Source organism: Robertmurraya dakarensis (genome assembly GCF_900156875.1).
GTDB classification, from domain to species: Bacteria; Bacillota; Bacilli; order Bacillales; family Cytobacillaceae; genus Robertmurraya; species Robertmurraya dakarensis.
In genome coordinates this window covers 1,469,417-1,493,956 of sequence record NZ_LT707408.1, presented here as the reverse complement: position 1 = coordinate 1,493,956, position 24,540 = coordinate 1,469,417, and the positions used below count along the sequence as shown (strand labels likewise).

The window sequence follows — 24,540 nt, the reverse complement described above, 5'->3', positions numbered from 1 at the left end:
CCGTGTATGACCATTTTTAAAGATCTCATGCCAGATTTCGGCTTTCATCACGTACATGATGACCATTTTTATAGATCACTTACCAGATCTCGGTTTTCATCACATGTATGATGACCATTTTTATAGATTTCATGCCGGATTTCGGTTTTCATCACGTGTATAATGACCAGTTTTATAGATCACATACCAGATTTCGGTTTTCATCACGTACATGATAACCAGTTTTATAGATCCCCTACCGGGTTTTGGTCTTCATCCCGTGTATGATGACCAGTTTTATAGATCACATGACAGGTTTCGGCTTTCATTCCGTGCATGATGACCATTTTTATAGATCACATACCAGATTTCGGTTTTCATCACGTACATGATGACCATTTTTATAGATTACATACCAGATTTCGGTTTTCATCACGTACATGATGACCATTTTTATAGATCACATACCAGGTTTTGGTTTTCATCACGTACATGATGACCATTTTTATAGATCCCCTACCAGGTTTCGGCTTTCATCACGTACATGATGACCATTTTTACAGAACTCCAACCGGGTTTTGGTTTCGTCCCCTTAATGAAGGCCTTTCCCCTCCACATCTAAACAAAATTTGCCTTTCATAACATTATAAAAACAAAAAATAACAGGAGAATCATAGGATTCTCCTGCACGTTATCTCGGGTTGTTCACGCTAAGCCCATTCTGTATTTAAATCTGATTACTTAGACTTATTTTCAAGCCAATATTGTGGGAAATCATCTTTACTAATGTTTTGCTCTTCTGCTTCTGCAGTGATTTTTTCCCATTCTTCTTTCAGACTCTTACCATATTCGATTAATTCATTGTTTTGAGTTGTTTGCTCTTCACTCCACATTCCTTCTTCTTCTAAGAAGCGGATCGTTCCTTCATGGAAAGGTACTCCTAGTGGTGTTGTATTAACGCGATCTTTAGCCCATTGGATATTACCAGGAGTTGCATCTTTATATTGATCAATTGTATTGTCGAGTCGTTTAATTAGTTCATATACTACTTCCTCGTCCACATCTGCACGAGAAACTAGAGGATAAGGATATGCCATAAATGTTAATGGTTCATCTTTTGACAAACCTGCTCCTACTGACCATTCATCTGGCACTAACCAAGGTACTACCTTTTGAACGTTTTTCCACTCTTCTGAATTTACATCATCTGATAATTCTAACCAACGAATACCTTGCATTTCATCAAGCTCTATAAGTGATGATGCTCCTGGCAGCATAAGTGCCATATCTGTTTGACCTTGTTTTAAAGCATCAGCCTGAGTTGCATAACTAGTTAATTCAACTCTTTCAACATCATCCCAAGTTAATCCACCTGCAGCCAGAACTGCTTCAACTTTTGTATTAATTGATGCATTTGCTGTGATATAAGGGATCTTTTTACCTTTAAGATCTGCTGGTGTTTTAATATCTGAATCCTCTAGAACTGCTCCATTAATGTGAGTCATTGTTTGCCAAACAACTCTTAAATCCTGTGGACCCCAGTCCATTGTAGCAAATTCTTGTTCTCCGCGATAAGCAAATTGGTATTCATCACCTAAACGACCAAATGGAGTAACGCCATCTTTCATTGGGATCATTCGGCCAACACCAGTTCCGGAAGGAATTAAACGAATTTGTGTTCCATATTCCGAAGTCAACGCATTCGCAACTGCTGAAAATTCTGCATATCCTGATGAACCAACATCATACACACTCACTGCCAACTGTTGTGGAAATCCACTTTCATCTTTTGGTGCATTGTTACTGCCGCTATTATTTGATCCGCTGTCTGTTCCACCACTGCTGCCCTGACTGCTGCACCCCGCAGCGATCATTATGACTGCTATACAAGATAGGAGCCACTTAAAAGATTTCATTTTTCGCATCTACTTTCTCCCCTTTTTACTTTTAAAATAAATTATTTTTATAGTTACAAGCTGCAGGTGTTATTCCCCTTTTTGTAAGTTATGAAAGTCCCTGCAGCTAGTAAATCAATCAATTTGAAACTACCTGATTACCCTCTTCTATCCTTACGAAATTCGATATTAAACTTCTTGATTTTCCTCAACATTGACAGAAACAGAAGGTTTAATAAATTTTAATAGATAAATGGCCACCATCAAAGCTAGTCCTAAGATATCTGTCCAAACTCCCGGAATGAACATACATAAACCGCCAACTACCCCAACAACCCTTAGCAATATATTGTTCATTCTGCCGAAGCCAGCCATATATCCCTCTAGTGCTGATGCGAGCATAAACACCCCAATAATAGCTGATATAACTGTGATTGTGATATCTAATGGCTCTCCTCTTGCAATTAAAGCAGGTTGATATACAAAGAAGAATGGAACTAAGAATGTTACAATTCCAAGTCGCACGGCTGTGAAACCTGTTTTCATAGGACTTGCCTTTGCAATTCCCGCTGCAGCAAAAGCAGCTAATGCAACTGGAGGCGTGATATATGAAACAGTTGCCCAGTATACAACAAATAGATGGGCCGCTACCGGATCTACCCCTATGGAGATAAGTGCCGGAGCCATGATAACTGCAAGAAACACATAAACAGCTGAAACGGTCATTCCCATACCTAGAATGAAACTTGTTAATGCTCCCCCAATTAAGATGAGAAACATACTATCTCCTGCTGCTGCAACAAGTTCTCTCGAAAACGAAAATGAAACACCTGTTACAGATAAAGCACCAACTATGAAACCAACTCCAGCAATAATACAAACAATTTCTGCTAAAACTTTTCCTATTTCTACAGTCATATTGAAGAGTTGTTTAAGATTCATTCTTGTTCTTTTATTGATCATGGCAATAACCAATAATACTAAACTGGCATAATAAGCTCCTTGGCCTTCAGAATTAAGGACGACAAGGAACACAACTAACAATACTAGAGAGAATAGATAGAACCATCCTTCTTTCATTGTTGTGATAAAGGAAGGAATCTTTTCCTTTGGCAGCCCTCTTAAATTATTCTTTGCGGCATATCCATCTGCTTGGATAAGTAATCCCGCATAATATAAAAATGCTGGAATGGCTGCAGCAATCGCTATTTCATAATAGGGAATCGCTAAAAAAGAAGCCATAATAAACGCTGCAGACCCCATTATTGGTGGAGTAATTGAACCACCAGTTGACGCAACCGATTCAATTGCACCTGCATAGTGAGGTTTATAACCCGATTTTTTCATGGCAGGGATAGTCATTGCACCAGTTGTAATTACGTTTGATATTGCACTTCCACTTAACATACCGAAAAATGCACTACTAACGATTGCAACTTTTGCTTCCCCGCCGCGATATCTGCCAAATAATGACTGAGCTAACTTAAAGAAGAAATCTCCGCCGCCTGAATGTGATAACACAACACCAAAGACTAAGAATCCAAGGATTAAATTTCCAACCGTTATTAGTGGGATTCCTAGAACACTATTGGCACTCATAATATGATTTCTTGCTATCGTAAAGAAATCATATGACTGCCCTTGTAGAAATCCGATTGGCACTCCCGAAGCAATTAAAGGGTAAAGAGAGAAGACCAAACAGATCATCGATAATACCAAACCTGCAGCCCTTCGCAAAGCTTCTAGTAAAATAGCCCAAAGAACAATGCTGGCATAAGTAACATATTGTGGAGCGTTATACTCCCATCCTTCTAAAATAATCCTTTGCCCGTTCAACGCAAGATAGAGCAAAATGGCAAAAGAAACCACAGCAATTGCAAAATCATACCACTTTATCTTTTGACCTTTTTTTGCCGGGAAAATTAAAAAAGATATTGGAATAAAGCAAGCTAAGATAAAGTATAAGTAAGCATTTTGGATAGGATTAAATCCAAAAAGTTCTAAGTAAAACAACATATTAATGGATAACAAAATCCCTATTATGGTAAAAACTACGATGATAACTTTTAGAGATTTATTCAATCTTTCTACAGCCATTCAAATCCCCCTCGAATAAAATGATATTTATTGTTTAGCAGCGTTTTCTAAAGGAATCTCCTCATCGAACAAGAACTGGGAATATCGCAGATTGCAAAATCACTATATTTGAACATTGGTTGGTCCCCTCCTCTACTGTCACTTCACCACGATTGCAACCGTTTGCTTGTAAAATTTCAACCAAACATTTGTTAGAATCTGTGAATCATTATTGAAAATATTCCACAGGCCCCGAAACAAGATAATAAAATCTACTATTTCAGGCAGTTTATTCTATAAATAACGCCATTCTATTGCAATCGCTTCCAAATTGTATGTACTTTATTTTATATATTAAAAAACTATTAGTCAACATAAAATTATCAATATTCTGCAAATTCTATATTTAAATAATATATTGTATTTTTAGTTTAATAACTTTTCGTTTAATAAAATTCGATGAATTGACTAAAATACCTCTCAGTAAAGCAGAGATTTTTGAAAGTAAAGGGAAACATTAAAATAAAATATCTTTTACAATAGCTTTTCAATGATTAAAACTGTAGATGTTTCCTTATGAAACACAAAAACCCGATGCTTTTCAAAACATCGGATTTTTCTTTAGCTGCTGCTTTTTATCCTTTCGATTGCCATTTGCGCTAACAAATCACGTCTGATCTTTTCCCCGTTAGATCCAAATGACTTAGGAAAATCTTCTACAATAAAGATTTTCTTTGGACGCTTGAAGTGAGCTAGTTTCTTACATTCCTGCTGAATATCTTCGATTGATAGTGTCTTTCCTTCTTCTAATTTTACAAATGCCGTAACGATGATATGATGATCGAGTTGTACACCAACAACTTGAGCTAATTCTACTCCAATAATCTCTTCCAAAAAGCCCTCAATTTCACTTGGTGATACCAGAAATCCTGATAAACGCAACGCTTCCTTTAACCGTCCTAGGTATTCAATTGTTCCATCCTCTAATTTTCTGCCGAGGTCACCAGTTCGGAAAAAGTTACCTTCCATAAATGAAGACTCATTTGCTTCCGGTCGATTATAATATCCCGTTGTCACGTTCATACCCGAAACAACAATTTCTCCAACCTTCTTAAAAGGCAATTCCTCTAACGTGTTAGGGTCGATAATCTTCACTTTGCCTGAGGTTGGCTGCCCCCCAGAAATTGATCTTGTTTCTGGTCGATCACTTGGCTTTCTTAAAAATAGCATGGATCCAACTTCCGACATCCCATAAGTATGCAAAATACGATAATTAAGATTCTTTTCAACCTTTTGAATTATATCAAGACCATCATAAATAAACATACCTGCTGCACCAATGCGCAAAGAAGATAAATTCACTTTATTCTCATTGCTATAATCAATAAGCTTCATGTACATCTGATCTGCTGCATTCCAAACAGTACAGCTGTATTTCTCAATTCTGTCACAGACCTTTTCAATTTCAAATTGATCAATAACTACAACAGTTGCTCCTTTTACTAAAGCTTGCCATAGAGAGTTCAAACCAAAAATACCACAAAAAGGTAGTGCTGCCAAACATACATCATCTTTAGAAATTTCCATCTTGGACCCGGTATTAAAGGAATGACCAATAATGGTTCCCTGATTTAATATAGCCCCTTTAGGACGAGATGTAGTACCAGATGTAAATAAGATATTTAGTGGATCCAGTTGATTAGAAAGGATATGCAATGGTTCCTTCTGATTAATAAACGGCGCACCATTGAACTTCTCCCAACTCTCGGCACCCTTTGGACCGTTACCGCCTATAGATATTACTTTTTTTAGTAAGGGGAAATTCTTAAAATTTGCTGGTGCTTCATCTATAAATAATTCAGGCAGCATTTCTTTCAAGATCTGCTCCGCTTCGACTATTCCATGATCATAAAATAACCATTTACAATCCGTATGACCTATCATATATTCTAACTCATGTATACGATATCTAGGGTTTAAGCCCACCAATACAGCCCCCAGCATACCGCAGGCAATTTCTAATAAAATCCATTCTAGAGAATTGGGCATCCAAACCGCAATATGATCTCCGTCACTTATGCCATCATCCCTCATAGCTTTTGCAAGTTCTGTAGATTGATTAATCAAGTCTCTGTAGGAGATTTCTATTTCATCCTCACCTATTACTGCCGTCCGTTCAGCAAAATTTTGTTGAGCTAATTTCACCCATTGGCTAATATGATCAATCAATCCTATCTTCCTCTCTTAAACTAAATCTTTTTCCTTTAATTTTATTTTCGCGATCTCTTGCAGTTTGTTCTTCTGAATTTTCTCTCCATTTGATCCGGCAGTTGTAGGAAATTCATTAACAAAAATAATAGCATTTGGACACTTGAAATCCGCTAAACCTTCCTTGCAATATTTGAAAATTTGTTGGTCGGTAATTTGTTTACCTTCTTTTAATTTAATAAAGGCAACTAGCCGGTCATTTTTTTCTGTTGTAACATGTACAATTTGAGCAATTTCCACCTCTGGCATTAAACTAATGAAGTCTTCAATCTCTTTTGGAGAAACTAAAAACCCTCTTAATCTTAATGCATCCCTTAAACGCCCTTTATAGATGATAGAACCATTATCTAATTTAACTCCTAAATCACCTGTCTTAAACTTTCCATCAGCTGTAAGTGACTCTTTTGTTTTTTCAGGGTTACCGTAATAGCCTGACATAACGCTATAACCCCCTACTACAATTTCTCCCTCCTCACCATTTTTCAAAGGCACTCCTGTTTCCTTATCTATTATTTCTATTTCTATTTCCTTGCTCACTCTAGGTCCACCTGCCAGTGTTCGAACCTCAACAGACTCATCAGGATCACCAACAAATAACATTGACCCAACCTCTGTCATTCCGTACGGCTGAACAACCGTCATGTTTGGGAAAATCTTTTCAGTTCTCTCAATGAACAATTGATTATTAGTTGCAAAAATCGGGAAAGCTCCAATTCTCATAGCATCTAAATTAAAGGCGATATCTTTCTTATCAAACAATGGTGTTATCATCCCATCAACACCATTAAACACAGTACACTGAAATTCTTCTATAAGCTCCAATGCATCGAAAGGTCTATACCTATCCATTGGTACCATACAAGCGCCTGAAGTTAGGGTGCCAAATAGTGTGTTAAAGCCAAATACTCCGCAAAAAGGGAGTGCACCAAGTACGATATCTTCCGAAGTGATTCTAAGATATTTCGCCGCATTATTTGAATGTTTTACCGCTGCACGTTGAGAAATCATAACTCCTTTAGGATTGGATGTCGTCCCGGAGGTATACATAATATTAAGAATATTATTCGGATTAGATGACTCACTTTCAAAATGATCTATCCTGCTTTCATTCTCATTAAAAAATGTAACTAACTCATCTGCTTTAAATTTACAATTAGTTGGCAGTTTGTCTGAAGAAACAATATATTTTAAATCAGGAAATTCTTGTTCATTTAATAATTCTTCCACAATAGAAGTATAATTGTAACCTTCCAACTCCGGCTGAAGGATTAGCATTTTAGTCTTAGAATCTTGTAAAATATACGTTAACTCATGCTTTTTATAACGTAGATTCAAGGTTACCACTGTCGCACCGATGAGCCCAGCCGCAAGCTCTATTAATACCCATTCAATCGAATTCGGCAGCCAGACTGCAATTTTATCACCTGGGTTTATCACCCGTTTTAATCCAGTGGCCAAGCTAAAGCTTTTTTTAATCAGTTGTTCATATGTCACTGTTTGGTCACGTGTTACAAATGCTTTCTTATAATCATGCTTTTCCATGCTATTAAATAAATCTTGAATAGTCTCCACGTTAAAAGACCTCCCTCCGACGGTAAAAATTGGATATTAATATTAATAAAATACTCTGTTACTCATAAATCTATAAATCTTGATATCTCTTTCTTTTAATTGAAATAACATTATCACAGACAGTATATAAGTTACCCGCCATACGGCCAACAGGTTCAAGACCTTCCCACCTAATCCGATGACGATCCATCATGATATCATCATCAATGTGAAATAAAACCACTTCACCTATGATAAAGGCGTTTGGTCCTTCACCCAACTCAACAATTTTATGAAGTTTGCATTCAAGATGGATTTTTGACTCAGCTACTCGAGGTGGTTTTACTGAAATACTTTCTTTCTCCTGCAAGCCCGCAAGTTCAAACTCGTTAACTCCAATAGGCGAATCTGCGGCAGTTATGTTCATTTTTTCTAAAAAACTACTTGAAACGATATTTACAACAAATTCACCTGTTTCCTGGATGTTTAACTGTGTGTCTTTAGGTCCATATGGCCCTGGCATCGAAGTGAATCCGACCATCGGCGGATCTACTGATACACCCGTAAAAAAACTGAATGGAGCTAAATTAGGTCCGTGCTTTCCTAGTGTTGATACAAATGCGATTGGTCTTGGGACAATTGAACCTATTAATAACTTATATCTGTCTTGATGCTGAAGTTCAGCTGGATTAATTTGCATACTATACCTCCTACATTAATTGCCATAATTCCTCTGAATTTATTGTTCCCGGTACAAATTCCTTAATAATTGACCCTCTGCTCATGACATAGACTCTATCAGCTATTTCTAAGACTTTTTTTATGTTTTGTTCTACAATTAAAATACTAATACCAAATTCTTTGTTTACCTTTACAATGGTTTCCATTACTTTATCCACTAGATTAGGCTGGATGCCAACAGAAGGCTCATCTAACAGTAGATAACTTGGATTGGACATTAGTCCAATTCCTATCGCTACCATTTGACGCTGCCCACCGCTCATCGTACCAACTAATTGCTTTTTTCTCTCTCTTAGTATTGGGAAAATTTCATAGACCTTTTCGATCGTAAATGCACCATTTTCCCCCTGATTAACAACAGATCCTAATTCCAAATTTTCTTCTACTGAAAGATTTCGAAAGACGTTATTTAATTGAGGAACAAGGCCTATCCCTTCTCTTACAATATCAGTTGTCGACAAATTCGTTAGAGCTTTGTTATTTAACTCAATCGTTCCATTTTGTATCCGATGTGTACCAAGCACTGCACCAAGTGTTGTGCTTTTTCCAGCACCATTATGACCGATAAATGCAACAATTTCTTCTTTAGCGACATGCATGGTAACATCCTCTAAAATCCTTTTCTTTCCAATGCTAACTTGCACATTTTCAAGCTTAAGCATATCCAATCCCTCCTCTCTGTTTATGCACCGAAGTATATGTCACGAAGCTCTTCATTTTTCGCTACTTCATCAGGCTTTCCTTCAGCAAGTGCCTCACCATGATGTAAAAATACCATCTTATCGGAGATCTCACTTACAAGGGAAACATTGTGTTCAACGATTAAAATCGTTTTGTTATTATTTGTTAGATCCCTAATCAGCTCGACGAATTTCCTCAATGAACCTGGGTCCAAGCCCGAAGCAGGCTCATCCAATAAAAGTAATTCTGCGTCTGTGGCAAGTAGACGTGCCAAAATTAGCAATTTTTGTTCTGCATAGGATAAATCTCCAGCTAACTTATCTTTTTTATCACTTAATCCTACATACTCTAGGATTTCAAATACTTTTTTTATGTTGTGACTTTCCTCTTTTCTAACTTGGTTAGGTCTAACAAGTGATAAGAGAGGGGATTCAGCGTACCTGCTCGGACATGCTAAGATCACATTTTCGAGAACAGTCATTTCCGTTAAAGCCCTCACATCTTGAAAAGATCTTGCCATCCCTAAATGTACTCGTTTATGCTCTTGAACATTCGTGATATCCTTCCCTTTAAAATATATTGAACCGCTGTCAGGTTTTAACGCACCCGTAATTAAGTTAAAAATAGTAGTTTTACCTGCTCCATTGGGACCAATTAAAGCAACTACTTTTCCCTTCTCTACGGTAAAAGAACAATTAGAAACAGCTTGTAACCCGCCAAATCGTTTTGAAATTCCATTTAGTTGGAGAATCAAGCCTTTTCCCCCTCTCCTAATTCAGCAGTAATATTAGAATCTTTGATTTTAATTTTTTTGGCCATATTTGTTCCAAAAATACCCTGTGGCCTAAGGATCATGAAACCAATAATTAGTAATCCGAAAAATACTTGTCTAAGTGGCGCAGCATATGTCTCTGAAATTGGCAAAAACTTTAGGACTTCAGGCAGACCTAGTAGAATGATCGTTCCTATCGTAGCGCCTCTCCAGGAACCAAGACCCCCTAGGATAATTAATTGTGCAATAAAGATTGATTCATGAATTGTAAAGCTTGCTGGACTAATATATGTAACATAATTTGCATAAATACTTCCAGCAACTGCTGCTACACAACCCGAAAGTACAGTCACAGTTATCTTTGAACGTTTAGCGCTTTTCCCTAAAGATTGAACTACCGTTTCATCTTCCTTAATGGCTCTTAATACACGACCAAAACCTGTTTTACTTATTCCAACTAAAAACCACAAAACGATAGCGGTTAACAGTATTGTTAAAATTAGATATTCTATATCAGAATTCAGTTGATAGCCAAAAAACTCAGGTCTTGGGATTCTTTGAACACCTGCAGGACCGTTAGTTAAACCATCTAAATTCATGAACAAAGTATGAATAAGCATCTGTAAGCCAAAAGAGGCAACGATGAAATAATCTCCGGAAACTCCGAGTGAAGGGAATGCCATGATAGCACTGATTACACCAGCTATGACGATAGCCCCAATTAATGAAGGGATAAACCCCCAAGTTAACTTTGTTTCCAACAGTGCTGCAGCATATGCACCCACTCCGAATACGGCGGCTTGCGCCATTGAAAATATTCCCGTATATCCAATTAAAATATTTAATGAACTAGCCAAAATAATATAAATACATGCCAGAATTGCAAATCCAATTAATAATTCCATAGTCCCTCCTAAGCCCGTTGACCAAATAAGCCTGTTGGTCTAACCATAATCATAATTAAGAAGAGGAAAAAGATAATAGATGTTTGCCAGTGTGGTGGAATCCACAAAATGGACATATTATAAAACATCCCAATAAATAGTGAAGCAATCCATGCTCCCACTAGACTGCGAATACCGCCCATAATTACTGCCATTACAGCTAAAATGACTAATTCCACACCTTTTCCACTGTTAGCCCCTGTATCTAATGCAAAGTAAAATCCTGGAATTGCGACTAAAGCAGATCCGATCGCATAACAAATAACATGAATCTTTTTTAAGGAAATCCCCACTATTTGTGATAAGTCTGGATTTACAGAGGCAGCCTTTATCATTCTTCCAGCTTTTGTGCGGTTCATAAATACATAAAGGAGTAATAAGGCAACTATTCCGATAATGATCATCCCCAGCTGAATAACAGTAACAGGAGCCCCTAAGATCATTAATACCTTGTTAAATTCCACAGATGTGGTAAACGTTTGTGGATCTGGTGAGAAGATAGCAACGATACCATTATCGATAACCGTTAACAAACCTAGCGAAGCAATAAATAGCACTAGATGTGTTCCATTTCTAGATAATACTGCTCGATAAAGGGTCAGATAGATTAGTGCACCCAAAATGGCAGATATCACAATTGCTAAAATGAGAGAAATCCAAATTGGCAGCCCCATACTTTCCATTAATAAATAAAGGACATATCCAGCCAGGGTAAAAACCCCGGCGTGTGAGATATGAAAGTGTCCAGTTGTTCCGTAAATTACACTAAACCCTGAAGCAATAAGCAAATAAACCATTGACAGGACAACACCCTGTATAAATAATTGCCATAAAATTTCCACTAGCAATTCACCTACCTTTAATAAGACTTTATAAGATTACTTTGGTTATCTACAATTTCCGAAACATCTATTTGTCTAATAGATGTACCATCATCATTAAAGGTAATGATTCCATTTGCACTTTCGAATTCTTTAATTTCCTTAATGGCGTTGGCAATGGCCTCGCCATCTTCTCCTAATCCATTTTCAATTGCATATTCATAAGCTTGCGCAAATATTTTCACAGCATCATAATAGTTTGACACATAACTACTTACTTGGTCAGTTCCATATTTTTCTTTGTACTTCGCTAACCATTCTTCCGCTGGATTAAACGCTATTGATGTATGGATAATTCCTTGGCCATTCGGATTCGTGACTATTTCAGGAATAACAGTCCAAGATGTATTAACAATTTGAGATTGAATCCCTAATTCTTTCGCTTGATCAATAACTAATTTGGCATCTTGACCATGAGACGCAATATAAAGTAAATCAGGATTTGATGCCTTAGCTTTTGTTAGAATTGCACGGAAGTTTGTTTCACCAAACTTATGAGATCCGCTTCCAAGAATTTCTCCACCATTTTTTGCGAATTCTTCTGTGAATTTGTTCAAACCAGAACGACCAGAATCATCATCAACATGGATCACATAAGCATTTTTTAGCTCAGGCTTTTCTTCAGTTAAGTATTTTACTAATACTTCTACTTCTAATCCTAATAACGGAATGGTGTTAAATAGAAAAGGACTTGCTCCAGCCAATTCGTCGCCTTGCCCACCGCCATTGATTACTGTGATTTTATTTCTCTCAGCTGTAGGTAAAATACCTAATGTTACACCTGTATATGCGGAAAGAACAAATGGTATATCTTTGGCTGCAAGTGTTTGAATAGCCTGAACAGAAGTTTTAGGCTCTGCTCTTCCATCTTCATAAATAACAGATAGTGGTTTCCCATTAACTCCACCAGCAGCATTGATTTCCTCAATTGCCAAGTCCACACCCTGTTTGTACATCTCTCCGTATGTTGCACCAGCTCCAGTGAGTGGGAAAATAGCTCCAATAGCAATTGTGTCACCATTTGTACTGTTACTTCCATCAGAACCTTCATTGTCTCCAGTTGAAGATGATGAACTACTGCAGCCTGATAAAATACCTAAAAATAAAATAAATGAAAACATTAATAGTCGTACTTTATTAAATTTCATATTACATCCCCCGTTCTTCCTCTAATTATTTAGATTTGTGAAACTTTAAAATTATTAATATAATTATCACTGCAATTTCAAATTTACTTATGCGACATTACTAAACTAGTATTAACTAAACTAAAATTGAAAATATGTAAAATCTTTTAAAAATATCAATGAACATATTCCCTTTAATTTATTAAACAAAAAACAAATGACCGGTAGAATTATTTGCCTAAATTCCTCTTAATAAGTACGGGCATTTCACCGTTTTGGACAACCTCTCCTTTTTGATTAATTAATTCATAAAACCTATTTACAATTCCTGTTTCTGGATTGGACTTTGAAGGCCTCTTTTCGGTTATTGTATAACGAACATATACAGTGTCCCCGATAAAAATTGGTTTCAAAAACTTCCAATTATTAATCCCCAGCATCGCAATTGCTGTACCCTCAAATGTACCAGCTCTGCTCATTAAGCCAGTAATGATTGAGATACCAAGCAAACCATGGGCAATCCTTTCCCCAAACTGAGTGTTTTTACAATACTCTGTGTCGGTATGAATGGCGTTATAGTCCCCAGAAAATCCAGCAAACATAACCACATCTGTCTCAGTTATCGTTCTTGCTGGTGAGTCAAAACACATTCCCACTTCAAAATCCTCATAATAAAACGCTTTCATTTAATCACCCTTTCATCAGTAATGTAAACATTTAAAATGTTTTAAAGATAATGTTTATACTTTGAAATTTTATGAAAAAAACAACTTTTTGTCAACTGAAAATTCAAAATATAAAGATATTTTTGTAAAATTAGTATTTTGAAAATTTTATAAAAATAAATTTTGTACTATTATTCCCATTCTTAGAGACCTTTTCTTCTCAATTAGTTAGTACAAATAAGTTATGGGGATAGTATAATACTCTACTTATATTTTGCTTTCCATCATAATATTTTTGCTTTTGTACAAAAAAAAAGCGTCTCATCAAATTTCAGAAACACTTTCAAATTAACCAATTTGTATTTTGTTTATAACAGTTTTAATATTTATTTTTTTATCATTATTAGAAAACAACCGTCTTATTCCCATGTACAATAATACGATCATCCAAATGCCATTTTACTGCTCTTGCTAAGACACTTCTTTCTATCGAACGTCCGATTTTCTTTAAATCATCAATGTTGTCACGATGGTCCACTCTCATAATGTCTTGTTCAATAATTGGTCCCTCGTCTAAATCATTCGTTACATAGTGGGAAGTGGCACCAATTAGTTTTACCCCACGTTGATAAGCACGGTCATACGGCCTTGCCCCAACAAATGCCGGTAAAAAAGAATGATGAATATTAATGATTTTAAATGGATTCGCTTCCACGAAATTCGGTGTCAAAATTTGCATATAGCGTGCTAAAATAATGAGATCGATATCGTGTTCTTCCAGTAATGCCAGCTGCTGCGCTTCTGCCTCAGCACGATTTTCTTTGCTTGCCGGGATATAGTAAAAAGGAATACCCAACAACTCAACCTCTTCTCGTGCTACTTCATGATTACTGACAACGAAAGCAATGTCTGTCATTAAATCGCCGCTTTGCCATTCCCATAATAGTTCTCGCAGACAGTGAAGTTCTTTTGAAACAAACACAGCCGTTCTCTTTATTTTTGATACAGACGATAGTGTCCATTTCATCGAGAAGGTATCACCAATACTTTTAAACTGTTCGTTCAGATCCTCTAACTTATGTAGTAACTCAGCGCATTCAAATTCAATACGCATAAAAAACTCCCCGCCCTGCGGATCAGTTGAATACTGGCTAGATTCGATAATATTTGCTCCATGATCAAATAAAAACTTAGAAACTGCTGATACAATTCCTGGCTGATCTGGACATTTAATTAGGAGCCTTCCCCGGTTTTTTTGCTTTTCTTTATACAAATTTAACTGTTTTTCAATTTGCGCGTGCATGATGATCTCCTTTTATCCTCATTTTTCTAATAATTGAATGTAAACTGACTGAATCCTATTGTACCAAAAAAAGTTCTATACTACATTAATGTTCGGCATTAGATATTTATCATCTTTATTTCTCCGTAACAAAAGCAGCTTGTTTTCTATGAAGCTTATTTTTTCTTCCCTCAATAAAGGTCATAACCATTGCAATCAGCAGGAAGACACTTGCTATTTGGAACAAAGCCCCTGTCTCAACATAATCTGCCAGAAAGCCAAAGACGATGCCGCTTAAGCCAATGCCAAGATCCAATGCGGAAAAATACATTCCATTTGCCACTCCACGACGATTTGGTGGAGTGAGAGACAACACCCATGACTGCATCGTAGGCATTAACGAACCAAAGCCCAGTCCAAATAAAATCCCTGCACTTAAGATGTGTATATCTGAATGTGCAAAGGAGAGCACCCACATTCCTAGGAAGGTAAACGCAGAACACACGATGACTAGCCCTATTGGACCCTTTTGATCAAACCATCTTCCAACAATCGGCCGAGTCAGCGCCGCAACAATTGCATTGCCTAAGTAAAAAAGAAAAATATGCTGAATTCCTCTTTCTTCTCCAAAAATCACAATAAAGGTCATGATCGCTCCATAACCGAACGTGGCAATCACTGTAATAAGTGCCGGAAACCAGCTGGATTTTTCAACCATCGATCCTAGGTAGGTAAATTTAATGTCCTCTTTCCTCGTGTTCTTTACTGCTTCAGGTGTTCTAAACTGAACCGAAAATACTAGCATAATCGAAATAAAGCCTAAGATTGCAGATGTGTAGATAAGATTGGTAAATGTGGTGATTTGAAATAAAAAAATACCTAAACTAGGAGCAATAATCATTCCGAGTGTAACGGAAAGACCAAAATACCCCATTCCTTCACCAAGGCGTGAATTAGGTACGATATCAACACCTGCCGTTCCATTTGCCGTTGTAGACCATCCCCATGCTAGACCATGAACGAGACGAAGAAGGAGCAGCAAGAGTATCATTTGTGAAATTGGATAAAGCAATGTTATGAGCAAGAGAGCAATGACGCCGAATAATACAAGGGGTTTCCTCGTTTTATACTCTAAGAAATATCCAATAAAAGGTCTGCTAAAGATCGCCCCTACCGAAAATAATGTCGTCACTAGTCCGATCTCTAGTCCTGATGCACCGATTGATTTAAAATAAGGCGGTAATGTGGGAATAAGCATTTGAAAGGACATAAATATAAATAAATTCGCTAAAATTAACATAATAAATGACTTCGACCAAAGCTTTTCTTTCTGTTTATGTTTCAGATTCGTTCCCTCCTTTAATAGGTTTATAGCAGCCTAGTTGATCCTCTAAATTTTTCGTCACCAATTCTATTTTATTAATTCTAAACAATTTCTTTCCCTTTTTAAATGATTTTGTATAAATTTCCAAATCTTTTTGTTTTAGCCGCTAGAAAAAGGAGCCCGCATCACAAGGCTCCTCTTCATAATAATTAACTTATATTATCCATTCATAAAATGAAATTCTGTCATACTTCCCATTTGTGTAGCTGTTACTTCTAAACGTGCATCAATTCGTTCCTTCAACTCAGGGACATGGGAAATAATCCCTACCAAGCGTCCACTGCTTTGGATATCAATAAGGGCCTCAATTGCTTGGTCAAGTGATTCTGGATCAAGCGTACCAAAACCTTCATCAATAAACATCGTTTCTAAAGACACACCGCCCGCATAATTTTGGACTACATCCGCCAATCCAAGCGCCAATGATAAGGCCGCCTTAAAACTTTCCCCACCGGACAATGTTTTTACATGCCGTTCCTGGCCTGTATATTGATCAAATACAAGCAATTCTAGTCCGCTTTGTACATTTCCCTTAGAACGGTCGGTTTTTCGTCTCATTTCATAACGTCCATTCGTCATTTTAATGAGTCTCCCATTTGCTTCCCGCAAAATGTCATCAAGAAATGCAGCGAGTACATAACGTTCGAATGTGATCCGCTTTGTATTCTGACCTTTTGAGATATCAGAAAGCTCACCCACAAGCTTATATCTTACTTCTAGAGTTTTTATCTCTTCATTGATTTTCAGAATACGATCCCGGATTTCTTCATTGTCACGTTTTTTCATGTAAAGTTCACGGATTTGATCATGTAAGCTAGAAATTTGCTGCTGGATTTCTTTCATCACAGTCTGTAATCCTTCGATATCTGGCTCTTTCACATCTTTCAAAGCAAGAGTAACTTCATTTAATCGATCTGTAACAGAACGGACGTCTTCACGATATTCACGGATTTCTTTATCTAGCTGTTTAATCTGTTCATCCGATCGTTTCGCACTGTCATAACCCCGGTAATTTTCAAAGCCTTGCGCCGTCATTTGTTCTACAAAGGCTTCTTTTTCGTTTTTCAACTCTCGTTCTTTTTCGAGCATATGTGATTTAACGGTTAAAAACGCAGATTCCTCATTACCGTGTTTTTCCTTTGTCTCTTGATAAATCTGTTGCGCTTCTTCATATCTTCTTTGCAGATGTTCCTGCAATTGAACAGCCTGCTTCCACTGCTTTTCAAAACCTTGTATGGAGCGTATCTCTTCTGGAATTCTGTCTTTAATACCAGTTAAGTTTGTGTTTTTTTCAGTAAAAGTGACCGTGACCTCATTTACCTTTTCATTAATTCCATTAAGATGTTCTCTACCTGCAGTCAGCTTCTCTTCATATTTTTTAAGATTAACCTTAACTTTTTCTAATACATCAAGATCTTGCTGGAACTTTTGTTGTTTTTGTAAAAGCTCGCTTCGCTGCTTTTGGATAAAATACTTAATGTTCTCAACTTGATCATCTGCAAAATCACTGCGCTTCTTTAGTATTTCTCCACGAAGCTCACCAAGTGTTTGTTCCAGTGTTGTGACCATTGATTGCACTTCAAAAAGAGCAGATTCTGCCTTCGCCTTTTCCTTTTCAGTATAGGATACCTGTTCTTTAGCAGCTTTCAAATCTACTTCATTAGGAATGACGCCCACACTGAGTTTGGCAGGGTTCGGATGATGTTCTGATCCACAAACAGGGCACTCTTCCCCATCACGAAGCTGATTAGCTAAAATGGAAGCTTGTCCGTGCAGCCACTTGTGCTCAAGCTCCTCTAAAAGAGCTCTTGCATCCTGCAGTACCAGCTCTGCTTGCTGGAATTGCCCTTTTCTCTTATCAAGTAAAATACGATATTCGTGGTAACGCTGCAACTGATGCTCAAACTTCATGATGTACTCAATCTCATTGTCAAGCACCTCGATATTGCGAGTGTTTTCCAAGAGCAGGACATCTGTCTTTTCTAACACCTGTCTTTCTTCTGTTAAAGATTTAATATAACCTTCAGTTTTTCTAAGACTTTCTTCGGAATTCTTTTTCTCCTCCAAGATCTGGGCTAGATGCTTTTCCAAACCATTGACCTCTGTTTGAAGGACCGCAAAGGAATGAACCTCATCTTTCATTTGCTGAAGCTTATGAACTTCCGATTGTGCCGCTTTTCTCTCATCTTCCCGCTCTTTTTCCTGCTTATAGGCTTCTTCTTTCTCTTTTAAAAGATTAGATAACTCCGAGATCCTCTTATCACGCTTCATTATGTCCGCTTGATATCCATCGAGCTCCCTTTTCAAACGATGGCACAATTCTTCTTGTTTTGAAAGAAGCGCTGCTTTACCCGCAAGGCTGATCTCAATTTCTTTTCCTGCGATTACCTCTTTTTTATTTTCAAGCGCCGTCTTGTTTGCTTCCAATTCACTTTTTTGCTTAAGCTGTTTTACAATCGTTTCAGCTTCATAAAGTTTTTGCTGCAGCACATCACGCTCTTTTTCTTTTCCTTGCACCTCTTGATTTAATGTCTCCAGCTGCGCTGTCATTTGTTGAATTTCATCAAGTAATAATGGATAAATAACCGTATCATTGTCACTTTCTTCTTCTAGAAGGGTTTTTAATTCTCCATTGTGTAAAGCCGTAATTTTTCGAATCCAGTGATTCCGGTCTTCTGTTTCCTTTTCAACTGCCTTTTCTAAGCTTTTCGCCTCTTCCTTGAGCTTTTCCTCGACTCGTTTATATACTTCCGTATGAAAAAGCCTCTGAAGAATCACTTCTTTGTCCTTACTGTCTGATGTAAGCAGCTTTCGAAATTCCCCCTGTGGAATCATCAAGATCTGTCTAAACTGATTGCTGTCAATCAGCATAATTTCTTTTATTTTCTCATCGACATCCCTTACGTTCGAAGCAATAAGCTTTTGCTCACCGTCCTGTTCAATCAAATAAAGCTCTGCTTGGGCGCTGATGGTCCTGACGCCATCTCCGCGTTCTTTCTTCTTTTCCTGCTGGGGAGCCCGTTTTATATAATAACTTTTCCCTCTTAAGCTAAATTGTAAAGAGACTTCAGTGAGAACGTCCTCATTCGCAAACTGACTTCTCAGGTCAGGTCCATGTCGGTCATCACCGCTCGCCTTCCCATAAATCGCGTAGCTGATGCCATCAAAAATGGTAGTCTTTCCTGAACCAGTCTTTCCAGAGATTACAAACATCGTTCGATTTTCAAGCTCTGTAAAATCAATGATCTCTGTCCCAGCATAGGGCCCGAACGCTTGCATCGTTAATTTTAACGGTCTCATTTCACACCCTCCTCAATCAGAACCTTTCCGATTACTTCTGTCATGACATCCTTTTTCTCATCACTAAAATGCGATGATGTCATATCCTCATAAAATTGCTGAAATAATTCTAATTCTGATTTTTTTCCTTCTTTTACCGAGGTAAAGGATGTACCTTTTTTCATGTCCGTAAGAGTAATTTTTCGTTCTAAATGTAGGACATTTGGATACACCTGTCTTAATTTATTAATCGGATCGATCAAAGCACCTTCATCAAGAAGGGTGATTTTTAAGTAATCATCAAGCTTTTCTTTTTCGTAAAAGCCAGGGGCTAATAATTCCTCTAAGTATCCTTCTAATTCACGCATATCATGTCTTGGTTTTAAAGAACGATAGCGAATCTGAAAAGTGCCATCATCATTCATTTCAATGATGGAAACTGACTTCTTTTGCTTTGCTTCGGAAAAAGAGTATTTTAGAAGAGAACCTGAATAATAGACTTTTTCATGTTTAATCGCATCAGGGCTGTGGAGATGTCCTAAAGCTGTGTACGAAAACGGTTCGAACAGGTCCACACTGACACACCCAGATCCCCCAACTGATAATGTCCGTTCTGAATCAGAGGTTGCCCCACCCAGTACGAAGGCATGTCCAACAAAAACATTTGGCTCATTATGGTTCATGTTCTCTTCGATTTTTCCGATCACAGCTTTCATCGCATCTTGATGAGAATGGATACTATCATCTTCGAGTAGATACTTGACAACACCAGGTTCAGCATAAGGGACTAAATAGAAATTCACTCCTTTTATCCTTACAGGATGAAATGGACTTTGAAGTTTACCTGCTAAATAGAATCCGCTGTTCCGGTACCAAGAGCTGCCGAATGACAAGCGTTCTGCACTATCATGGTTCCCAGAAATCGCGACAACAGGTGTTTTCAGCTCAACATTAATTTTAAAAAGAATTTCATCCAAGAGCTCAACCGCATCAGTAGGAGGGACAGACCGATCATATAAATCCCCTGCAATGACAACCGCATCCGGCTTTTCTTCTTCCACTAAAGCAACAAACTGGTTGAGCACTTCCCTTTGGTCATCTGTCATGTAAATACCATGAACAAGTTTTCCTAAATGCCAATCTGCTGTATGAATAAACTTCAAACCGTTCACCTCTTCAATAGTTTCTCTGATTCTTTAATAGTATCATTATATCAAACCGTGGAATGTGAAAAGCTATACAAAAATAGGAAAATCAACATTAAAAAACAGTCCAACCAATGGTTGAACTGTTATACTAGTTGTTTTAATTATAGTTTAGTAACGTTAGCCGCTTGTGGCCCACGAGCTCCTTCAACAACTTCGAAAGATACTTCTTGACCTTCTTCTAAAGTTTTGAAACCTTCAGCTTGGATTGCAGAGTAATGAACGAATACATCATTTCCATCTTCAGCTTCGATAAATCCGAAACCTTTTTCAGCATTAAACCATTTTACTTTACCGTTTTTCATTTAAAAAGATCCTCCTATTTGGCTCCTAAAAAGCCTATAAAAATTCACCATTTACAACGTATTGCATTTTCTTGACATTACTCTTCCAAACTCGTTTTCAAACTTTGGAACAAGCGTTTTGCAAAAATCAATCACGATGCAGAACGGCTAATAATAATTTAACATTTTCAGCCTGTTTTGTCAAGAATGAAAGCGCATTAAATGCCTATATATCAAGGTTTTATCCATTGTCGAACCTTGAATGATCCTATCGAAAAATCTTGTCATTTCTCGTCTATTTTCTTTGGAATTTTGTAAGAATCACTTCATCATTTCATTTTCCTCACTTTTGCTAAATCCCTCTTTTAAAAGGTCTGCAAATAGGCTCAAATCATGAAACGTTGAAATATCAGATGACAATAATGGAACCAGAACTTTCTTTTCTTTCGCAAACACAGTCTGAATTTCACCTAGATAATGTGATTCAGTTTCCTTTCTCTTTTGTAAGAAAATCCCATCAGCTTCTTCAGGGATCAGTTTATTAATTAATATGGTATTCACCGCAATACCATGCTGTTTAAGAGTGTCCATAGCCTTTCTTGTTTCTAAAATCGGTAGCCTTTCAGCATTTAAAACAAACAGATATTCAGACTGATTTCGATCCAGAAGAATTTCTCTTACTTTATTAAACTTTCTTTTTCGAGATTGAAGGACCTCATAAATGGGATCTTCTACCTTTTCTCCATCATCCATCCATCTATTATAGTTTTTTTCATTCACGGCCCTTCTTCTTTCCAATAACCCATCCATCCAAACTCCCATTAATTGCGGCAGCGTTAACAAACGGATCGTATGCCCAGTGGGAGCTGTATCAAATATGATCGCATCATAGTGATGGATTTCTTCCATGATAATGGATGACATGCGGTCAAATAGGGCTGCTTCTTCTGCGCCAGGGGTAGTGGAGGCCAGATCAATTTGTCGAAAGGCCTCCTGAATCATTGTTGACTTTACAAATCCTTTTATGTTCTCCTTTACGGTTTCAATGTACCGGTTGGATTCCTGTTTGGAGTCAATTTCCAGAACATCTAGATGATCTTTTATATTCGTCACTTTCCCCTCCAGCTTGACATGAAAAAGATCTCCTGTATTATGAGCTGGGTCTGTGGAGACAAGTAATACCTTCTTCTTTATTCTAGATAAGTTGTATGCAAGTGCTGCAGAGGTTGTACTTTTTCCTACACCGCCTTTTCCACCAACAAAATATAGTTTCTTATTAAAACCTTCCATCCGTTTTCTCTCCTTTAGCAGCATCGAATTCCATCAAGTGGTGAGGTTTCCAAGCCCATTCGTAAATGCCAATCGTGAAATCGTACTATTAAAAGCGGATATAGTTCCAGCGTGTAATAAAATGCGGGATTAGGGACACCAACCATTTCAGAAAAACAAAGAAGCATAAATAAGTCCTCTTCATCCCTTAATTCTCGTGCAAGTTCCGTCCGGTGAGGCTGTTTTAAAATTTCATCATATAGTGCAATGAGCTTCTTTAATTGATCAAAAATATACATTGAAATCACCACCCTCGTAACCACTTAATCAATAAAAGACCGAACCATAAGTCCGGCCTCTCTCATGAAGATTATTCATCATCAGGAATGGATGGAGGCTCTTTTTTCTGGAAAGCTGAGATGGCCTCCAAAATAATCCAGAAGACAAGAATTAAGATGATCCCTCCTAAAATAAAGAGAAGTAAATTCGCATCTTGACTTCCTAAGCCAGACCATGTGAAGACCACCTGTTGTATCATTGCCCATAACGTCATAACAAAAATGAATACCATTGGGATAAAGGTCGGTAAAAAGTTTCTTCCTTGCCGTTTTAACCAAATCGAAATTAACAATAAGCTCACTCCAGCTAAAAGCTGATTACTCGTACCAAACAATGGCCATAATAAATATCCTCCAGACCCGAATCCATTTGGTCCTTTTGGTAAAAGGACCAGCGCTGCACTTGCAACCACCGCAACAGATGTTGCAGCATGTGTCTTTGTTAATGGTTTAAAATTGTACTCCAATCCAATCTCCGCAATGATGTATCTCATCAAACGGACAGATGTATCGAGTGTTGTAGCTGCAAAGCTGACAACAATAACTGCAACGATCGTTCTGGCAATTTCCTCAGGAATCCACACACCGGTTGCAAGCATTGCTGCACCATTAATGAAGTTCGTCAGCCCTCCACCATTTGCAGCGGAGAAGCTTTCATAAGCAGTTAAAAACTCCCCTTGTGTGGCAAAAAGCGTGACACAGGCAATAATAGAAATCAGCGCTAAAGCTCCTTCTCCTACAGCCCCGAAATATCCTACAAAGCGGGCATCAGTTTCTTTATCAAGCTGTTTTGAGGTAGTTCCTGAAGAAACTAGACCATGAAATCCTGAAATCGCCCCGCAGGCAATAGTGATAAACAATAACGGAAACCATGAGGCATCTGTTACTGCCCCGTTTGTTACAGGTGCAGTTACTTTTGGCTGTAAAAACACTAAACCTGCATATAAAATGACCAATCCGACAACAAGCTGGTGAGAATTGATATAGTCCCGAGGCTGCAACAGTTTCCAAACAGGCAATGTCGAAGCGATATAGCAATACACCATTAAGATAATGATCCAAACAAAAAATGACATTGCTACTCCATCTAAACCAAATAAAACTGTATTCTCAGCACCGCCAAAATACTTTAAAAGGTCAATTTGAAGGGCAGGAGTGCTCGCTGACAAAACAGCTGTCCCGTACATAATCACCAGCGCAATAATGGAAGGGAGGAGCATTTCTTTTTTTCGCTTGTATACAGCATAGCCAATCCAAATAGCTAATGGAATCTCAATGAATACCGGAAGCACACTGGCAGGAAATTTAATAAATAAATTTGAAATAACCCATGCAAACACAGCGTTAACCATTAATACCAATATGAGAATGATAAATAAGAACATGTTTTTAGCCCGTTTTCCAATGATTCGATTTGTGATTGTTCCAACGGACTGACCTTTATTTCTAACCGATAATACAATGGTGCCAAAATCATGTACCCCTGCCGCAAATACAGTACCTAGGAGTACCCAAAGAAGCGCTGGAAGCCATCCCCAATAGACAGCTATCGCCGGTCCGACAATGGGAGCAGCACCGGCTACGGAGGTAAAGTGATGCCCCCAAAGAACCCATTTTTTTGTTGGAACAAAATCCACTCCATCTTCATATCGATGTGCTGGAGTCACATAATTTGGGTCTAGGCGGTAAATCTTTTCTGCCACCCATTTAGAGTAAAAGCGATAGCCAAGTGCGAATACAACCATTCCAATGATTGCAAGCCAAAGTGAATTCATCGTAAATACACCCTCCTTTTGACTATTTCTCACTCTATTCATATGAAAACGTTTGCATATTATTATTCTTTTAGCTCATAAAATATTAATTTTTATGTTTGTTACAAACAAACATACGAATACTGCGGACAAGTCATATCATAT

19 protein-coding genes are annotated in these 24,540 nt (G+C 37.6%); all 19 read right to left on the bottom strand.

The features are described 5' to 3' along the window. Positions 1 to 716: 716 nt before the first annotated feature. The gene (locus CZ487_RS08440) at positions 717 to 1,904 is read right to left on the bottom strand and encodes a TAXI family TRAP transporter solute-binding subunit (RefSeq protein ID WP_077211679.1); all 1,188 of its coding nucleotides are present in this window, start codon (positions 1,902 to 1,904) and stop codon (positions 717 to 719) included. A 159-nt stretch (positions 1,905 to 2,063) separates the two neighbouring features. Next, on the bottom strand, positions 2,064 to 3,971 hold the full coding sequence (locus CZ487_RS08435; RefSeq protein ID WP_077211678.1) for a TRAP transporter permease: 1,908 nt from the start codon (positions 3,969 to 3,971) through the stop codon (positions 2,064 to 2,066). A 600-nt stretch (positions 3,972 to 4,571) separates the two neighbouring features. Then, positions 4,572 to 6,179 (bottom strand): class I adenylate-forming enzyme family protein, encoded by a 1,608-nt coding sequence (locus CZ487_RS08430; protein ID WP_077211677.1) that lies wholly within the window; start codon positions 6,177 to 6,179, stop codon positions 4,572 to 4,574. Between the two features lie 15 nt (positions 6,180 to 6,194). After that, positions 6,195 to 7,790, bottom strand: a complete 1,596-nt coding sequence (locus CZ487_RS08425) for an AMP-binding protein (RefSeq protein WP_077211676.1) — start codon at positions 7,788 to 7,790, stop codon at positions 6,195 to 6,197. 70 nt (positions 7,791 to 7,860) lie between these two features. After that, positions 7,861 to 8,469 carry a flavin reductase family protein gene (locus tag CZ487_RS08420; protein ID WP_077211675.1) on the bottom strand — a complete coding sequence of 203 codons (609 nt, stop codon included), beginning with the start codon at positions 8,467 to 8,469 and terminating at the stop codon, positions 7,861 to 7,863. A 10-nt stretch (positions 8,470 to 8,479) separates the two neighbouring features. Continuing rightward, positions 8,480 to 9,172 carry an ABC transporter ATP-binding protein gene (locus CZ487_RS08415; RefSeq protein ID WP_077211674.1) on the bottom strand — a complete coding sequence of 231 codons (693 nt, stop codon included), beginning with the start codon at positions 9,170 to 9,172 and terminating at the stop codon, positions 8,480 to 8,482. Positions 9,173 to 9,192: 20 nt separating this feature from the next. After that, positions 9,193 to 9,945 (bottom strand): ABC transporter ATP-binding protein, encoded by a 753-nt coding sequence (locus tag CZ487_RS08410; RefSeq protein ID WP_161949605.1) that lies wholly within the window; start codon positions 9,943 to 9,945, stop codon positions 9,193 to 9,195. Further along, on the bottom strand, positions 9,942 to 10,868 hold the full coding sequence (locus CZ487_RS08405) for a branched-chain amino acid ABC transporter permease (RefSeq protein ID WP_077211672.1): 927 nt from the start codon (positions 10,866 to 10,868) through the stop codon (positions 9,942 to 9,944). Before CZ487_RS08405 ends, CZ487_RS08410 begins: the two co-directional genes overlap by 4 nt. 8 nt (positions 10,869 to 10,876) lie before the next feature. Continuing rightward, positions 10,877 to 11,749, bottom strand: a complete 873-nt coding sequence (locus tag CZ487_RS08400) for a branched-chain amino acid ABC transporter permease (RefSeq protein ID WP_077211671.1) — start codon at positions 11,747 to 11,749, stop codon at positions 10,877 to 10,879. A 17-nt stretch (positions 11,750 to 11,766) separates the two neighbouring features. Beyond that, positions 11,767 to 12,936 carry an ABC transporter substrate-binding protein gene (locus CZ487_RS08395; protein ID WP_077211670.1) on the bottom strand — a complete coding sequence of 390 codons (1,170 nt, stop codon included), beginning with the start codon at positions 12,934 to 12,936 and terminating at the stop codon, positions 11,767 to 11,769. A 209-nt stretch (positions 12,937 to 13,145) separates the two neighbouring features. Beyond that, positions 13,146 to 13,601: a MaoC family dehydratase gene (locus CZ487_RS08390; protein ID WP_077211669.1), complete on the bottom strand. Its 456-nt coding sequence runs from the start codon at positions 13,599 to 13,601 to the stop codon at positions 13,146 to 13,148. Between the two features lie 382 nt (positions 13,602 to 13,983). Further along, positions 13,984 to 14,883, bottom strand: a complete 900-nt coding sequence (gene purU, locus CZ487_RS08385; protein WP_077211668.1) for a formyltetrahydrofolate deformylase — start codon at positions 14,881 to 14,883, stop codon at positions 13,984 to 13,986. A gap of 115 nt (positions 14,884 to 14,998) precedes the next feature. Next, positions 14,999 to 16,162, bottom strand: coding sequence for an MFS transporter (locus CZ487_RS08380; RefSeq protein WP_077211667.1), 1,164 nt, complete (start codon positions 16,160 to 16,162; stop codon positions 14,999 to 15,001). 243 nt (positions 16,163 to 16,405) lie between these two features. Beyond that, positions 16,406 to 19,546 carry an AAA family ATPase gene (locus CZ487_RS08375; protein ID WP_077211666.1) on the bottom strand — a complete coding sequence of 1,047 codons (3,141 nt, stop codon included), beginning with the start codon at positions 19,544 to 19,546 and terminating at the stop codon, positions 16,406 to 16,408. Continuing rightward, positions 19,543 to 20,688: an exonuclease SbcCD subunit D gene (locus CZ487_RS08370; RefSeq protein ID WP_077211665.1), complete on the bottom strand. Its 1,146-nt coding sequence runs from the start codon at positions 20,686 to 20,688 to the stop codon at positions 19,543 to 19,545. The genes CZ487_RS08375 and CZ487_RS08370 overlap by 4 nt, the downstream gene beginning before the upstream one ends. Positions 20,689 to 20,834: 146 nt before the next feature. After that, the gene (locus CZ487_RS08365) at positions 20,835 to 21,035 is read right to left on the bottom strand and encodes a cold-shock protein (RefSeq protein WP_077211664.1); all 201 of its coding nucleotides are present in this window, start codon (positions 21,033 to 21,035) and stop codon (positions 20,835 to 20,837) included. A 300-nt stretch (positions 21,036 to 21,335) separates the two neighbouring features. Further along, positions 21,336 to 22,304 carry an ArsA family ATPase gene (locus CZ487_RS08360; protein ID WP_077211663.1) on the bottom strand — a complete coding sequence of 323 codons (969 nt, stop codon included), beginning with the start codon at positions 22,302 to 22,304 and terminating at the stop codon, positions 21,336 to 21,338. Between the two features lie 14 nt (positions 22,305 to 22,318). After that, positions 22,319 to 22,582: a cory-CC-star protein gene (locus CZ487_RS08355; RefSeq protein WP_077211662.1), complete on the bottom strand. Its 264-nt coding sequence runs from the start codon at positions 22,580 to 22,582 to the stop codon at positions 22,319 to 22,321. Positions 22,583 to 22,653: 71 nt separating this feature from the next. Then, complete coding sequence (locus tag CZ487_RS08350; RefSeq protein ID WP_077211661.1) at positions 22,654 to 24,396, bottom strand: carbon starvation CstA family protein; 1,743 nt, start codon at positions 24,394 to 24,396, stop codon at positions 22,654 to 22,656. Between the last annotated feature and the right edge of the window lie 144 nt (positions 24,397 to 24,540).

What these genes read in the sequence shown, in the direction of transcription:
- CZ487_RS08390 (WP_077211669.1), bottom strand. Translation starts at nt 13,601, where the DNA reads ATGAAAGCGTTTTATTATGAGGATTTTGAAGTGGGAATGTGTTTTGAC.
- CZ487_RS08380 (WP_077211667.1), bottom strand. Translation starts at nt 16,162, where the DNA reads ATGTTAATTTTAGCGAATTTATTTATATTTATGTCCTTTCAAATGCTT.
- CZ487_RS08355 (WP_077211662.1), bottom strand. Translation starts at nt 22,582, where the DNA reads ATGTATATTTTTGATCAATTAAAGAAGCTCATTGCACTATATGATGAA.
- CZ487_RS08415 (WP_077211674.1), bottom strand. Translation starts at nt 9,172, where the DNA reads ATGCTTAAGCTTGAAAATGTGCAAGTTAGCATTGGAAAGAAAAGGATT.
- CZ487_RS08350 (WP_077211661.1), bottom strand. Translation starts at nt 24,396, where the DNA reads ATGAATTCACTTTGGCTTGCAATCATTGGAATGGTTGTATTCGCACTT.
- CZ487_RS08365 (WP_077211664.1), bottom strand. Translation starts at nt 21,035, where the DNA reads ATGAAAAACGGTAAAGTAAAATGGTTTAATGCTGAAAAAGGTTTCGGA.
- CZ487_RS08435 (WP_077211678.1), bottom strand. Translation starts at nt 3,971, where the DNA reads ATGGCTGTAGAAAGATTGAATAAATCTCTAAAAGTTATCATCGTAGTT.
- purU (WP_077211668.1), bottom strand. Translation starts at nt 14,883, where the DNA reads ATGCACGCGCAAATTGAAAAACAGTTAAATTTGTATAAAGAAAAGCAA.
- CZ487_RS08375 (WP_077211666.1), bottom strand. Translation starts at nt 19,546, where the DNA reads ATGAGACCGTTAAAATTAACGATGCAAGCGTTCGGGCCCTATGCTGGG.
- CZ487_RS08395 (WP_077211670.1), bottom strand. Translation starts at nt 12,936, where the DNA reads ATGAAATTTAATAAAGTACGACTATTAATGTTTTCATTTATTTTATTT.
- CZ487_RS08405 (WP_077211672.1), bottom strand. Translation starts at nt 10,868, where the DNA reads ATGGAATTATTAATTGGATTTGCAATTCTGGCATGTATTTATATTATT.
- CZ487_RS08360 (WP_077211663.1), bottom strand. Translation starts at nt 22,304, where the DNA reads ATGGAAGGTTTTAATAAGAAACTATATTTTGTTGGTGGAAAAGGCGGT.
- CZ487_RS08420 (WP_077211675.1), bottom strand. Translation starts at nt 8,469, where the DNA reads ATGCAAATTAATCCAGCTGAACTTCAGCATCAAGACAGATATAAGTTA.
- CZ487_RS08440 (WP_077211679.1), bottom strand. Translation starts at nt 1,904, where the DNA reads ATGCGAAAAATGAAATCTTTTAAGTGGCTCCTATCTTGTATAGCAGTC.